At 39.0% G+C, this 16,007-nt stretch carries 12 protein-coding genes; all 12 read left to right on the forward strand.

The features are described from left to right. Positions 1-1,032: a hypothetical protein gene (locus tag AC1MCB_RS19495; protein ID WP_479966396.1), complete on the forward strand. Its 1,032-nt coding sequence runs from the start codon at positions 1-3 to the stop codon at positions 1,030-1,032. Beyond that, a complete protein-coding gene (locus AC1MCB_RS19500; RefSeq protein WP_479966397.1) occupies positions 1,029-1,970 on the forward strand; it encodes a methionyl-tRNA formyltransferase in 942 nt (313 codons plus the stop codon). Before AC1MCB_RS19495 ends, AC1MCB_RS19500 begins: the two co-directional genes overlap by 4 nt. A gap of 209 nt (positions 1,971-2,179) precedes the next feature. Then, entirely contained in the window at positions 2,180-3,154 is a 975-nt protein-coding gene (locus AC1MCB_RS19505) for an NAD-dependent epimerase/dehydratase family protein (RefSeq protein ID WP_479966398.1), read from the forward strand. A 100-nt stretch (positions 3,155-3,254) separates the two neighbouring features. Further along, positions 3,255-4,436: a DegT/DnrJ/EryC1/StrS family aminotransferase gene (locus tag AC1MCB_RS19510; RefSeq protein ID WP_479966399.1), complete on the forward strand. Its 1,182-nt coding sequence runs from the start codon at positions 3,255-3,257 to the stop codon at positions 4,434-4,436. A gap of 124 nt (positions 4,437-4,560) precedes the next feature. After that, positions 4,561-6,045, forward strand: coding sequence for an O-antigen translocase (locus AC1MCB_RS19515; protein ID WP_479966400.1), 1,485 nt, complete (start codon positions 4,561-4,563; stop codon positions 6,043-6,045). Between the two features lie 112 nt (positions 6,046-6,157). Next, complete coding sequence (locus tag AC1MCB_RS19520; RefSeq protein ID WP_479966401.1) at positions 6,158-8,563, forward strand: glycosyltransferase family protein; 2,406 nt, start codon at positions 6,158-6,160, stop codon at positions 8,561-8,563. 40 nt (positions 8,564-8,603) lie between these two features. After that, entirely contained in the window at positions 8,604-9,506 is a 903-nt protein-coding gene (locus AC1MCB_RS19525; RefSeq protein ID WP_479966402.1) for a glycosyltransferase family 2 protein, read from the forward strand. 33 nt (positions 9,507-9,539) lie between these two features. Then, on the forward strand, positions 9,540-10,661 hold the full coding sequence (locus AC1MCB_RS19530; RefSeq protein WP_479966403.1) for a glycosyltransferase: 1,122 nt from the start codon (positions 9,540-9,542) through the stop codon (positions 10,659-10,661). A gap of 6 nt (positions 10,662-10,667) precedes the next feature. Then, entirely contained in the window at positions 10,668-11,261 is a 594-nt protein-coding gene (locus AC1MCB_RS19535; RefSeq protein ID WP_479966404.1) for an acyltransferase, read from the forward strand. Positions 11,262-11,280: 19 nt separating this feature from the next. Further along, positions 11,281-12,540 carry a glycosyltransferase family 4 protein gene (locus AC1MCB_RS19540; protein ID WP_479966405.1) on the forward strand — a complete coding sequence of 420 codons (1,260 nt, stop codon included), beginning with the start codon at positions 11,281-11,283 and terminating at the stop codon, positions 12,538-12,540. Between the two features lie 99 nt (positions 12,541-12,639). Next, a complete protein-coding gene (locus tag AC1MCB_RS19545; RefSeq protein WP_479966406.1) occupies positions 12,640-13,923 on the forward strand; it encodes a hypothetical protein in 1,284 nt (427 codons plus the stop codon). 49 nt (positions 13,924-13,972) lie between these two features. Then, complete coding sequence (locus AC1MCB_RS19550; RefSeq protein WP_479966407.1) at positions 13,973-15,796, forward strand: glycosyltransferase family protein; 1,824 nt, start codon at positions 13,973-13,975, stop codon at positions 15,794-15,796. The last annotated feature ends 211 nt before the right edge of the window (positions 15,797-16,007 follow it).

The raw sequence follows: 16,007 nt of genomic DNA on the forward strand, positions 1-16,007 counted from the left end.
GTGTTAATTGATAAGTTAATAAAAAGAGTTAATTCGCTTGACCTTAATTTAAAAGGGAAAGTGGTGCTTACTGAAGCGGCAACCGGCGCCTATGTGGTTACCCCTATACTCGCTGCTTTAGCGGGGGCCAAAGTATATGCCTATTCGCGTTCGACTTACTACGGCTCTGTTAGTGAAGTGTTTCATAAGACTAAAAAGGTCTACCACGATCACGGAATGTCACTGGATATAGAGTTTATCGATTCCCTAACACCGGAAGTAATTTCTAGGGCAGATATCATTACCAACTCTGGACATCTTCGTCCGTTAAGTAAAGAAAAACTTCAATATGCAAAGGATAAGGTCGTGATTCCCCTCATGTATGAAGCCTGGGAGTGGCGAGATGAAGATATGGACCTTAATTATATCCGTCAGAGAGGTTTTAAAATAGGCGCCACAAACGAAAGGCATCTGGACGTAGATGTTTTTAATTACCTGGGAGATATGGCCGTCAAGCAGATATTGGATGCCGGACTATGTTTGTATAAAAACAAGTTCGTATTAATATGTAATAATGACTTTGGTCCTTATATCGCCAAAGTGGTTTCTAAAATGTGTAAGAGCCTTGGTGTCATTGATAAGAAAGAAAACAGACAAAAATATCAATATGATAACACAGACTGGATCGGAGATTTTCCGGAAGTGAAGATACCTGAAAAATACAGGGATGCAGAGGCCGTTATCTTCACCGCTTATCCTTTTAATAAATCATGGATCGGTCCGGATTTAACTATCGAAATTAAAAGTTTAAAGGAGGGTTTAAACCACCCATTTATTTTGCGTTATGCCGGAGATATTGACTGCCAGGCTTTGGATAGTAGCGGTATTGGATATTTCCCTCAAGATGTTCCCCCGGGTCATATGGGCATACTGCCTTCTGCTATCGGTTATGATCCGATTATCAGGCTTCAGGCAGGAGGATTAAAGGTTGGAGAAGCATTGTTGTCGGGCAACTACAATTACTCGAATATGCCATTGGTAGAATTGGTATGAGCGAGAACTTGATAGCAATTGGCAGGTCGCGGTATCTGTACGATGGTATTAAACATCTTGTGAATTGTGGTTACACATTTAAGGCGATCATCACTGCTGAGGCCTATGAGGAGTATGATATCAACAGTGAAGACTTTAAGAAACTTGCTATAGAAATAGGTGCGTCTTTCTTCATTCCGAAAACCCTTGATATCGAACATATCACCGGGATGATAAAATCGGATAAAATTCGGGTAGCCATTAGTGCTAACTGGAAATTCACTCTTCCTAAAAGCTTTCTTGACTTGTTTGAAGGTGGGATCCTTAATTTTCACCTCGGCAACCTGCCGGATTATAAAGGCAATGCGACAGTTAATTGGACCATTATAAACGGAGAAAAGTTTATCAATGCCAATGTACATAAAATGGACCCAGTACTTGATTCCGGAGACATCATTGCCAGAGAAGCCATCCCTATTACAACAGAAACGTACATAGCTGATATTATTAATGAAGCCGTGAGAATTGCCCCGCAACTCTACGAAATCGCTGTGGGGAAGATATTAAAGGATTCTAAGGCTTTTGAAGTGAAAGGCACTTCGTCCGGCTTGCGCTGTTACCCCAGACTTCCGGAAGATAGCCAGATTGACTGGAAGCAAACTCGTGAAGAGATATCGAAGTTAATCAGAGCATCTTCCCATCCATACCAGGGTGCTTATACTTTTCTAAACGGTCAAAAGATTATCATTTGGAAAGCAAGATTATTGGAAGCAAATGGCGACTATTTTGCGGTGCCAGGACACGTCGTCGAGGTTAAAGATCACGACGGCAGTATTGTAGTCGCCTGTAAAGATGGACCTTTAGAAATTCAACAAATAGGACACAACGAGCAAAACATACCTCCCGCTTCACGTATAAATAGTATTCGGTTGCGGTTTAAATACCTGGATAATTCATGAAACTGAAAAGACAGCAGTTCCCGTGACTATCATAGTAAATGATTAGGAGGGTGTTTCGTTTCTTATCAAAGTTTTGAATAATTTTTCCCGATTATTCCTTTAGCTACAAACATTCACAGTATTTTCTTCACGACAAATTACCTCTGTCCAGTTTTTTTGGATTTACACTTTATTAGTGGAATCATTATTCAGTTTAAATAATTAGCCTCATGCATAATAAAATTTATCAAAGCAGAATTCTAATTACCGGCGGAGCAGGTTTTATCGGGTCCTATGTCGTCGAAGAGTTAATAAAACATGAGCCTCAAAAGATTATCATAATTGATAATCTAATACGAGGAACATACGAGAATATGCAAGGCTTTATAGACAATCCTTTTGTGGAATTCATTGTAGGTGATATAAGGGATATTGATTTATTGGAACAATGCATTTCACAAGTTGATTACGTTTTTCATATGGCGGCATTAAGGATCAACGCTTGTGCTGCTGAACCAAAAGAGGGATTTGATGTGATGTTGAAATCAACGTTCCTGCTTTGTGAGCTGTGTGTTAAATATAAGATTAAGAAGGTCATTTACAGTTCAAGTGCGTCTGTGTATGGATTAGCGCAACACTTTCCAACCCCTGAGACGGATCATCCATACAATAATCAGACGTTCTACGGTGCGGCCAAGTTATGGGGAGAGCAGTTGCTCAGAAGCTATAAGTTCATGTACGGTTTGGATTATATCGCTCTTCGCTATTTCAATGTGTACGGACCCCGGATGGATACAGACGGAAAATACACAGAGGTAATGATCAGGTGGTTAGATTGTATACGTGATGGGAGAAATCCTTTGATATTTGGTGATGGCAGTACTACGATGGATTTTGTCTATGTAAGGGATGTTGCTGCAGCCAATGTAGCGGCTTTGTTGTCTGATTTAAGCGATGAGACTTTTAACGTGGGTAATGCTGAGGAAACAAGTTTGAAGGAGCTTTTAAGGGTGTTGTTAAAGGTCAACAATTCAGATCTTAGTACTGAATATGTAGAAGAGAATTCAGTCAATCCGGTGAGCAGAAGACTAGCCGACAACAAAAAAATCCAGGAGCTTTTAAATATTAAGCCGTCTTTTAATCTGGAGAAAGGCTTATCGGAGTTAAGTCAATGGTATTATAAATTTAAGCAGCCTGCAATTTGACCAGACCACTATTAACCTTCGGGCCTTTACAAATTAATAAATAAGGGCGCATTTTTTTTGTGCTATCTGGATTTAAACCTCATATTTTCAATAAACTGCAATGATTCCTATCGCGAAACCCTATTTAACGGAAGAGGAAGCACAGGCTGCTTATGATACAATCCTTTCGGGCTGGATCACCCAAGGGCCCAGGGTGCAAGAGTTTGAAGAAAAGTTTGCTGCCTATACCGGTGCAAAATATGCAGTTGCGGTGTCTAATTGTACCACCGCGTTGCATCTGGCATTAATTGTTGCCGGTATCGGGCAGGGTGACGAGGTTCTATGTCCTTCCATGAGTTATATCGCAACAGCAAACGCTATTCAATATGTGGGAGCGATTCCAGTTTTCGCTGAGGTACTTGCAGAAACTTATAATCTCGATCCGGTCGATTGTGAAACGCGAATTACAAATAAAACTAAAGCAATTTTGCTGGTACATCAAATAGGAATGCCCGCAGATATCGATGCTTTCAAATCTCTGGCAGAAAAATATAACTTAAAATTGATCGAAGATGCGGCATGTGCTGCGGGTTCTGAATATAAAGAGAAGAAAATTGGCTCACATTCTGATTTGGTTTGTTTTTCATTCCACCCCCGAAAAGTTATTTCTACGGGCGACGGTGGAATGATCACTACCAGCCGGGAAGATTATTACAATCGATTGAAATTATTAAGGCAACATGGAATGTCAATAAATGATCGGTTGAGACACGAGGCAAAGACAATAGTTTTTGAAGATCATCTGGAGCTTGGATATAATTATAGAATGACTGATATACAAGCAGCTGTGGGCATTAAACAATTGGAAAAGCTGGATTGGATAGTAGATGAACGAAGATGGATTGCGGCCGCCTATAATAATGCTTTTCAACATGTGCCGTTCTTGCGATTACCTATTCAAAATGACGGATATTATAGCAATTATCAATCGTACTGTATTTATTTAAATGACGACTGTCCCATCAACAGGAACACTCTCATGCAAAAGTTATTGGATAAGGGAATTGCTACCAGGAGAGGTATAATGACTTCACACCGGGAAACTGCCTACCAGAATCTAAGCTTAAATCTTTCTTTACCAATTTCTGAAGATTTACATGATCGCTGCATTATTTTACCATTGTATATTCCTATGGAAATTGAAGACATAAATTATGTTATTAATACTTTTTTAGATAGCCTATCATGCAAAATTTCTTCTTTTAAAAATGGTGAGGGTATCCGTGCAATTTATAAAGATTGATGGTCGGAATCATGCAATAGTTATGTAGTCAAGAATAATGCGCAGGCATTTCTTATCCTTTTGCAGTTACATATTATTTTAAATTTCTTTTCTTTTAATTTTTAGAGGGAGGTTCTCAAGATTAATGGCAGTTGATACATCTTCCTACAAACGAATTGTAAAAGCCACTTCATTATTCGGAGGAGTTCAGATTTTCAACATCATTATTGCAATTATACGTTCAAAATTCATTGCAGTATTACTTGGTCCTGCAGGTATTGGAGTTGCCGGATTGCTAACATCAACAATTGGTTTAATAGGCGGGCTAACTAATTTTGGATTGGGAACGAGTGCGGTGAGAAATGTTTCCGCTGCGGTTGATAATGATGAAAAAATTAGAACAACCGTCGCTATAATTCGTCGCCTGGTTTGGATTACGGGCATTTTAGGCACGGTAACGACTTTTGTTCTATCTCCATTTTTAAGTGAAATAACATTCGGTAATAGAGATTATACTATTGCTTTCATGGTACTTTCTATTACATTACTCCTCTCACAGCTTAGTACCGGGCAGGTTGTAATTTTGCAGGGAATGCGTAAACTTAAATATCTGGCAACAGCCGATATGGCGGGTATGACATTAGCTCTAATTATTTCTATCCCCATCTATTATAAATTCGGCGTTGCTGGAATTGTTCCTGCAATTATAGTAAGTTCCCTTTTAACATTCTTCTTTTCATGGTATTTCGCAGCTAAGGTTAATATTCTCAAAATTAGAGTAGAGACACCAGTTCTTAAATCAGAGGGGATTGGCATGTTGAAGCTGGGTTTTATGTTAAGCTTAAGTGGGTTCATAACCGTGGCCGCCGCCTACTTATTAAAGGTTTTTATAGGCAGGACAGGGGGGGTAGAGCAGGTTGGATTTTATAATGCCGGCTTTGCCATGATTAATACCTACGTCGGAATGATTTTTACAGCTATGACAACGGATTATTATCCTCGTTTGTCAGAGGTGTCTTCTGATAATAATGCGACAAAGAATGCTATTAACGAACAGGCGGAGGTAGCTATACTTATCATTGCGCCTATTCTGGTTGGATTTATAACATTCGTGGATTGGGCAATTATTCTTCTATATTCTAATGAGTTCTTAGCAATAAACGGCATGTTGCATTGGGCTGCACTAGGTATGCTTTTCAAAACAGCAAGCTGGGCCATTGGATTTGTATTTTTAGCTAAGGGAGCTTCCGGTATATTTTTTTTTAGTGAGCTGGCCTCCAGCATTTATATGATACTGCTAAGTGTATTTGGATACAAATTATTAGGTTTAAATGGACTAGGAATCTCGTTTATGGTTGGATATCTGCTGCTCTTTTTACAAAATTTTGGTGTGGCAAAAAACAAGTATGAGTTCAAGTTCGAGAAAGCATTTTATAAAATTTTCTTTTTCCAGCTTCTACTCGCATTTCTATGCGTTTTGACAATGGAAATGGTTTCTTTACCTTATTCATATTTGATAGGTTTAGCACTCACAGTAATTTCAATGATTTATTCTTTTATTGAATTAAATCGTCGGCTGGTAATTACCCAGGTTTTAAATAAGTTTTTCAACAAAACTCGATCAGTATAGAATTTCCGGATTTAGTTTAAGGTACTCAACAAGATCAGATTTAAATTACCGATCAGTTGTGTTCGCTTAACCACAAATCAAGAGTACCCGAGTTTGAAGTGGCAAAGTTGGTATGATAGTAACCAAGGGCAAACCAAAGCTGGTGTTTTTTCAATGGAACCATACGAATTCTCCAGAATTTCTGAAGTTGCATATGCAATTACACGTAAAGTGCTTATCCGAATTCTTTGAAGTAATTGTAATTAATAGTGACTGCGACTATGATCAGATATGCAACAGTTACCGACCGGATTTAACTCTTTTTGAAAGTGGTTTTAAAAGTTCGTTTTCCCGTAAGATAGTTATTCAAAATACATCATCAAATCCCGAAATACCTAAAATCGGGCTTCACAATGGAGATCCATGGTGTGACTGCCGCCCCGGTTTTATTTCTGACATGGAACATTGGGGAATTGAAGCTTTTTTCACAATCAGTACCACTACTGCTGAACACACCCCTGAAATCTCAGAAAACTTGTTTGTTTGGCCCAATTTTATTGATAGTGACATACACCGCGACTATAATGAATCTAAAATTATTCCAATACTTTTTACCGGCAGTAAAATTTCGTTATATCCCTGGCGTCAAAAAATATTCAAAAGAATTATTAACGATTATCCATCACTAAACTTTCCGCATTTAGGGTATGAAAGCCATTCGCCTTTGATGATTTATGGCACGCAGTACGCCCGTACAATTAACGCTTCCTGGTTTGTCCCCGCATGTGGGACTGTCGCAAAAGAAGTTGTTCGTAAACATTTTGAAGTGCCGGGATGCAAGGCTTGCTTAATAACAGAAAAATCACCTGCCCTTGAACTTGCCGGATTTGTTGATATGCAGAATTGTATTTTCGCAGATGAGAAAAACCTCTCCGATAAGCTTGACTTTCTATTCAAAAACACAATTGAACTCGAACGTATAATTAATACAGGATATGAGCTTGTTCAAACAAATCATACTTTAAAACAAAGGGATCAGATCTTTCAATGGTTTAATTTGAACAAGGATTTAAAATTTGGAGAAAAGATTGTTCAATTAAATCCATTTGAGCCACTCAGTATTGTTGGAAAAAGTTCAGCTATTACAAATAAACCAGTTGTTTGTTCCGGGCTGCATTTACAGCTTTTGAAAACGGGAGATAAAAAGTTATATGCAGGCGAATTCGATGAGGCCGAGGCACTGTATTTAAAATGCTTAAACTACATATCTTCTATGAGCGAACCGAAATTGAAACTAGCGATTTGTAATTTACACAAAGGTAAAGTTGACGATGCATTTCATTGGATTATTGAACCTATTCAATATAATTTGGGCGTTTATGGAGCAAGGGATTCCGATCCGGTTGAATGGGCTTACTATATTGTCACACTACTTTGTCAAGGAAAATTAAACGAAGCTATAATACGCCTTAATCAGTTTCCAGCCCTTAAGCATCTTGAGTTATATCGCATCTCTTGTGTTGTTAAATATTTGCAAAATGGAGGTAAAGGCAATTTGGTCGCTGATTATACATTTCCAAAATCCCGCTACAGTATTCATCAACTTCCTAATGTAAACTTTGTTGATTGGATCAGTCAACTTTGCCGGATGTTGAAAGCCTGTCGACAATGTAGTTATGCTGAAATGTTAATTAATGGGGTTTCTTTGAAAGATGGCTTGATAGAAACATCAGTTGCGGATCTGAATTTCATCATAACAATCAAAAATCTACTGTTATCATTTCGCGTTAAAAATACCGGAAGACTAAACAATGTCTTTGAAGCGCTTGATGTACCTGTTGGAAGAAGAGGTTTACCATCAATCTCTCTAAGCGACTACATTTTTCGACTATTGAAATGGATGAAATTAAGTTCTGTAGGGATGCATTTAAGAAAATTTCAATTTCATATTAGAAAGAATTCTGAAGTAGATAAGGATGAATTTTTGACGATCGTGAAAGATATTTTACAGAGTGAGGACATCAAAACAGTAATTTTTATTGGTTCATCTGCCCGGCCAAAATTAGAGTTCATTTTTACGGAGCAGAATAATATTGACAAACCAGCGGTTTTTAATGTTCACGTTCAGGCTGATAACTTCTCTAAGTCAAACCCTGAAAGCTGCAGTTTTAGCGCTTATGGAATTTTAAATGATTCCGAATCTTTTCAAGTTGAACTTAAGGATAGTATAAGTCGGGTGAAGCAAGAGTACGGTATAAGCTGTTTTGACGTGGTATTTTTAGACAATTCTGAGTTCGAAAGCAGAGTTGAATTGAATCAGTTAATGGGGTCGAATTTTATAATTATTGAGCATACTCATAAGCTTTTAAATTACCAGAATAAACAAACGCTGGCTTCAGATCCTGGCTATACTATTGTCTCTGAAGATCCTTTGGATCACGATGGATATGCAATTTTTAAAAGGGTTAGTAAATACCCTTTTACAGGTGATTTGTATACTTTGTTCTCAGGAAGATGTAATCAAACGTTTCAGAGCTAACGAATAGAATCTATTTTCAGTTAATGGATAATGAAGAATTATGTCGTTGCCAAAGGTTACTTTCTCCATATTATGTTATAACTACGGGAGATATCTAAGTCAGGCTATTACAAGTTGCCTGGAACAGACTTCGACTAAAGCAGATATTGAAGTTTTAATTATCAACGACGGATCTACAGATAATACCGAAGAAGTTTGTGCTCAATTTGCGGGAAGGGTTAAAGTTATTAATGAAGGTAACAAAGGTTTTCCATCTTCATTGACACGAGCCATTCGGTACGCGAGTGGTGATTATGTGTTTTTACTTGACGCTGACGATTATTTTCTAAACGGAAAGCTATCTGCCTTTCTACCTCACTTGCTTGAGGGTAAGCTTTATGTTCATGACCTTGTGCTTCCATCATACTCCCCTGATTTTGTTCCACAAGTCTTTGCATTGGATGGAGGAAGTACGTCAACTATTGCAGTTAATCGTGAAGCGGCATTGGATTTATTGCCGGTGGAAAATGAGCTTTCTTTTCATGTCTTGAGGCAGATGGGACATGGATCTACACTTAACAAAGCGTATACCGTATACCGTTTCCATACTGATAGCATGACTGTTCGGGACGAACCAGGGATACAGAATAATTACCTTGCCGGGATAACTCATCGCCTAGCTGATCGGATCGAAGATATTTTAGCAAGGGAGGAGTATCCTCAATGGATTCTTCCAAAAAGCTATGCTAAAAAAGTGGCCGCCACTTATAGATCACAAGCTTACTATAATGAACTAGAAGCTGCACTTGAATGTGAAGAACGGATAAAATCTTTTAGATCTTGTATAAAGATGATGGAGTATGCACAGGCAAGTCATGCAGGGTTAAGTAAATTTCATTTCAAAATGTTACTGAAAACGTTGTTAGGTCAGCCAAGTTTTAAAAGGAATAAAGTATTTTTTTGAAACGCCATTCATATCGGTTTACGAATAGAAAGTATGAGAATAACATTCATTTGTGGCTCGCTTGAAGTAGGTCGTGATGGGGTGGGAGATTATGTACGAAACCTGGCGACTGAATTAAAAAAGCAGGGTTATGGAGTAGCTGTTGTAGCAATTTTTGAAAGGCATCTGGATGAAAAATTTGTAGGCTCGCAACATTTCAATGGTGTGGATCTCGAAGTGCTGCGAATACCTTCTAAGTGGTCCGTCAAGCATCGGTTTTCTGAAGTAAAAAAATTTACTGATCGCTATAGGCCCGATTACTTCAGCCTTCAATATGTACCTTTTTCGTTTAGCGAAAATGGCTTGTCAGCAGGACTGGGCGGGCACTTAAATAAATGTTCCACTGGAAGACCTTGGCATATAATGTTCCACGAACTTTGGGTTGGCATGGATCGAGCTGCTCCATTAAAGCATGTTATTTGGGGTATGGTACAGAAGCAGTTAGTAAAATCTTTAATAGTTCAGCTAAATCCCAGAATGATTCATACTCAAAGCCATCTTTATCAAAGTCAACTTGCGGGACTAGGATATAAAGTGCGTTATCTTCCTTTATTTTCAAACATTCCAAGGGTTTTTATATCAGATAGAAATTTGGGACTAATTTCCGAACAACCAAAAATTCTTAAGCTAGTGATCTTTGGATCGATTCATCCGAATGCTCCTATTGAGCGCATGGCAATGGAAGCATCTCAATTTTCTCAAAGAAATGGAACGCAAATTTGTCTCACATTTTTAGGGATTTGTGGGGGGGAGCAAAGGCATTGGATAAAAGTATGGGAAGGGAATGGACTAGTCGCAAAAGTCGTTGGGGAGCAACCTCCGGAAGTTATTTCTCATATATTAGGAGAGGCCAACCTCGGAATATCCACTACCCCAGTCTCCTTGTTCGATAAAAGCGGTTCAGTGGCAGCAATGCTGGACCATGGCTTACCCGTGATGACGGTTTCAAAAGCTTGGCAACCTAAATGTGTCAACTGGTCAAATCTTCCATGCAGTGTAATGGAATATAGAGAAGGGAATTTTGCTGAATTGATGGATAAAAAATCAACTCTGATGAAACCACACAATGTATCTGATGTTGCAAGAACCTTAGTAGATGAAATGTTAGCTAATTAATAAAGGATGGCGAGTGTAAAATACCTTTGGTCAAATCGTGCACGTACGGAAATAGGCTCCAAAGCCTTCTATAAGACTTGGGGAAAACGACTTTTTTCGTTACCGGAATTATCACATCGAATACTTCATCGTCTTTTCCTATTACGACAGGGAGCCAAAATCCACAATAGTGCAGAAATCAGTCAAATTAGCTTCGAGGGAAGAGGCAGTCAGCTATCTATTGGACCCTTATCTTTTATAGGGAAAGTGCATATGGCACTTCATGATGAAATTATCATTGGGCAAAGAGTATGCATTAATGATGGGGTTCGAATTTTTACAGCCTCTCACGATGTTCAGGATCCGAAATGGAATCACTCTAAAAATAAGGTTATCGTAGAAGATTACGTATGGATTGGAACGGGTGCAATGATTCTTCCCGGAGTTAGATTAAATAAGGGAGCAGTTGTAGGTGCGGGTGCTGTTGTAAGTAAATCCGTAGCAGCAGGATCAATCGTAGTGGGAAACCCTGCAAGACCAACTTCAAAAAAGCGCTGTGACCAGCTTGATTATAATCCCTGTGAATTTTTGGCTGCCAATCGGGCATGGTTGATCGGATGAACTCGATCTTCTACTTGATATGAAGATAGTATTTTTACATCCAACCGGCAATGCCAATGTCCGTGCAGCGGCGTACGGTTTAGCGAAATCAGGTTTACTTTATCGGTTTCATACTGCAATTGCGTGCTTTTCCGGCGGGTTTTTAGGCTACTTGAGTGGCTTTCGTTTGTTTTCTGAAATTCGTCGTCGCAGCTTTGATGAGATACTGAAGCCCTTTACAAAGATGTCGCCGTCTCGGGAAATTGGTCGGCTCCTTTTTTCCAAGCTTGGCATTACCCAATTATTGAAACATGAAACAGGCATATTTTGTGTTGACTCTGTTTATCGAAACCTTGATAAACGGGTGGCCTTAGGATTAAGGAATGCGAAAAAGAATGGGGTAAAAGCAGTTTATGCTTATGAAGATGGTGCTGCTTTAACATTCAGGGAAGGTAGGCAACTTGGCCTCTATTGCTTTTATGACCTTCCCACAGGATACTGGCGAGCTTCGAGAGATCTGTTAGAAAGTGAACAGAAACGTTGGCCACAATGGGCAATGACATTCACGGGCTTCCAGGATTCTGAGGATAAATTGGCCAGAAAGGATGAGGAGCTACAATTGGCGGATTGCATCTTTGTTGCAAGTCAATTTACAGCCGAGACTCTTAAGTCCTATCCGGGAAAGCTGAAATCGATTCAAATAATCCCGTATGGTTTTCCGGATGTTGAAAATGACAAAGAGTATCGTAAATTCTCTGAACTTACTCAACTAAAACTATTATTTGTTGGGAAATTATCGCAACAGAAAGGTATTGCAGACCTTTTTTCAGCTATTCGAGATTTTGGCGATAAAGTTCAGTTAACAATTGTAGGTCAAAAAGCTAATAATGATTGTCCAGCTTTAAATGTGGAATTAGCTAAGCATACCTGGTTTCCATCTTTACCTCACGAATCGGTGATTAAGATTATGCGCGAACATGATGTACTGGTATTTCCTTCGCTATTCGATGGCTTCGGGCTAGTAATTACGGAAGCTATGGCTCAAGGCACCCCCGTAATAGCTACAGAGCGTACAGCAGGACCAAGTCTGATCGAACATGGCGTGAACGGCTGGTTAGTAAAGGCGGGCTCAACAGATGAACTTAAGACGACAATAAACCATTTGCTTGAATTCCCTGAGCAAATATCACAAGTTGGTATACGTGCTATGGAAACTGCGAAGCTACGGCCCTGGGCTGTGTACAGTATGGAATTAAATGACGCTATTTTAAAGCAGATGATTAAAAATAAATCTATCTAAAACATTTCTCCATTAGTTAGAATGGCATCGTACACAAAAAGTGTCCAGATTAGAAATTTAGCTAGCCGACGCAATAAGGAAATTTCGAACTCCGAATCGGTGAACAGCATTAATCTTTTTAAGCAAGGTATTTGGCTATATTTTATCCTGCTTATTTTTGAAGGTGCTTTAAGGAAGTGGTTCCTTCCGGGCCTTTCAACACCTTTGCTAATCATTCGGGATCCAATCGCGTTGTGGCTAGTGTTAAATTGTTGGCATAAAGGTCTCCTTAAGTTCAACCTTTACATGGCCGGAATGGCGTTAATTGGGCTTATAGGATTGTATACGGCCTTCTTTCTTGGACATGGAAATTTTATAGTCGCCACATATGGCGCGAGGGTGGTTTTTCTTAATATACCTCTCCTATTCGTTATCGGACGAATTCTAAATCCAATTGATGTAATAAGAGTTGGCAAAGCCGTATTGTGGCTTACAATTCCAATGGCCATTCTTATTGCATTTCAATTTTACAGCCCACAATCTGCATGGGTCAACAGAGGTGTTGGAGGAGACACAGATGGCGCCGGATTTGGGGGAGCGTTAGGATATTTTAGGCCACCGGGGACGTTCTCTTTTACAAATGGCACAACTCTTTTCTTTAGCTTAGCTGCCAGCTATATTTTTTATTTTTGGACGAATACCAAAAGTATTAATCGGCTCATTCTGATTTTGGCTACTGTAAGCCTCCTTGTTGCAATTCCGCTTTCAATTAGTCGTGGTTTATTTTTCCAGGTAGGAATATCCATACTATTTGCAGCTTACGCAACCGTTTATAAAAGGAAATACATGGGTAAAATGATTCTGGCGACCTGCTGCATGGTAATTGCATTGATGGTTTTGAGTAAAAGTGCTTTCTTCTCAACATCGGTTGAAGCATTCACTTCAAGATTTGAAAATGCCAATGAAACGGAAGGTGGTTTGGATGGAGTATTAGGTGATCGCTTTTTGGGAGGTATGGTGAGTGCCGTTAGGGATGCATCTAATGAACCCTTTTTTGGATACGGTATGGGCATGGGAACTAACGTTGGAAGCATGTTGTTGGATACCAGTAGAGTTAGATTAAATTTAGATCAGGAGTGGGCACGATTAATTAGTGAACTTGGACCGGTATTAGGAATCGGCTTAATTTTTTTCAGATTAGGTTTGGCCCTTGATATTTCATATAGATGTTATCAACGGTTATTGAATGGGGATTTACTTCCATGGATGTTATTAAGTTTTGGTTTTCTATCGCTTAGCCAAGGGCAGTGGGCACAACCAACTTCACTAGGCTTCTTCACGTTGATTGGGGGTTTAATAATTGCAGCATTAAAATTGCCGAAGCAAAAGGGTCGGGTGTTTTGATATTCGAATTCCAATTGCCAAAAGGATATTTCTGAAGAAGGAATCTTTTATGGAAGAGAACGGTGCTAAGCCAAGGCTGTTGTTTTTTCAATGGAGACACGAGAAATTGCCTGAGTTTTTGCAGTTACATATGAAGCTGCATGTTAAATGTTTAGCAGAATTTTTTGATGTTATTTTAATTAATCGGGATTGCGACTATCAACAGGTTTGTGATATATACCATCCCGATATAGCTCTTTTCGAAAGCGGGTTCAGAACGAAGATTTCCCGAAAAATAAAAATTAAAAACACATCCGCTTATACAACAGTACCAAAGTTAGGACTGCATAATGGCGATTCCTGGTGTGATTGCAGAGTAGGTTTTATTTCGGATATGGAGCAGTGGGGAATAGAGAATTTTTTTTCTATATGCACCACTACAGCCGAGCATACGCCAGAGATTGCAGAAAACCTTTTTGTGTGGCCCAATTTTATTGATAGTGAAATATGTCACGATTATGGTCAGCCTAAAGTTATTCCAATTCTATTCACCGGACTTATGAACTCATTATACCCATGGCGTCAGAAAATTTATAAGATTATTTCAGCTCATTATCCATCAACAACTCTACCACATCAAGGATATCAGAAACAATCGCAAACAATGATTCAAGGAGAGCAATATGCCAGAACAATCAACACTTCCTGGTTTGTGCCAACCTGCGGAACCATAGCTAAAGATGTTGTGCGCAAACATTTTGAAATACCTGGTTCAAAGTCCTGTCTGATAACTGAGAAAACACCTTCTCTTGAAGCAGCGGGCTTTGTGGATATGCAAAATTGTGTATTCGCAGACGACAATGATGTACTGGATAAGTTAAATTATCTTTTCGAAAATAAAAGCGAACTCAACAAACTGCTTAATGCTGGATATGAACTTGTTCAGTCTCGACATACTTTAAAGCAAAGGGATCAAATTTTTCAGTGGTACAATCTTAATAGGAACATTAACGGTAACGAAAAAATTATTCAGCTGAATCCATTCGATCCATTAGTTAGTGTTACAAATTCATCAGGAATAAAAAATGCTCATATAGTGTGTGATGGATTACATCTGGTGCTTTTGCGTAAGGGGGACGAAAAGTTAAACGAAGGTAAATTTGACGAAGCTGAAGCTTTGTATTTGAAATGCCTGCACTATATAGACTGGATGCGCGAACCGAAACTAAAGCTAACAATCTGTAATTTGCATAAAGGCAATACTGACGCTGCTTTTCGTTGGATTATTGAACCTATTCTCAACAATTCAAGAGTTTATAGAGCTTTCGAGCCCGATCCAATAGAATGGGCCTACTATATTATATCCCTTCTCTGTCGAGGTAGATTAGATGAGTCGATAGTTCGCAGTGGACAATTTCCTTCGCTTTCACATCCAGAGTTGGATCGTGTTCGATGGGTCATCAATTATTTGGAGAATAAAGAATATAAGAGTTTTATCGCGCATTCTAACCCACCCAATCCGCGACGGAGTATTCATCAGCTTCCTGAGAGGAGCTTGATTGATTGGATAAATGATTTTACCGTCATGCTTAGAGCCTGTCACCAGCTTAAATACGCGGAAACTTTAGGTACGCTGATTTCTGGTAACGAAGTGACCGTTGCAGAGCTTGCCAAAAGAAAGGTTCGCCTTGATAGATTTGTTAAGAAAAGGTTAATACTGTTGCGCATTTTTTGCACCGAGAAATTCAAAGTTTTTTTTAGAATACGATATTTACAAGATCCTAAACCAGGATTCCCGCCCATTTCTCAATTTGATTACATCGTTCGGCTGAGTAAACGAGAAAAAATAGATCTGGTAAAAAGAATCTTCTTCAAATTTTATAATCGTTTTTAGAATGACCATACTCTTAGGATCTAGTATCCAACTGTGATGGCCTATTAGAGAAAATTGCTGTGGGGTGAACTACCATTCGATGTTCTTGATTTTGACGGTTAGCTTTTGCTCAAGGTGCATGGCCTAGACCTATCTCCCAAGGCCTTGTTATCGTGATTGGCAAATTATAATCGCCGGAAAGACCGTCCCGCAATAACCGCTAAACGAGTGT

The sequence above is a fragment of the Daejeonella sp. AP26 genome, assembly GCF_056680515.1.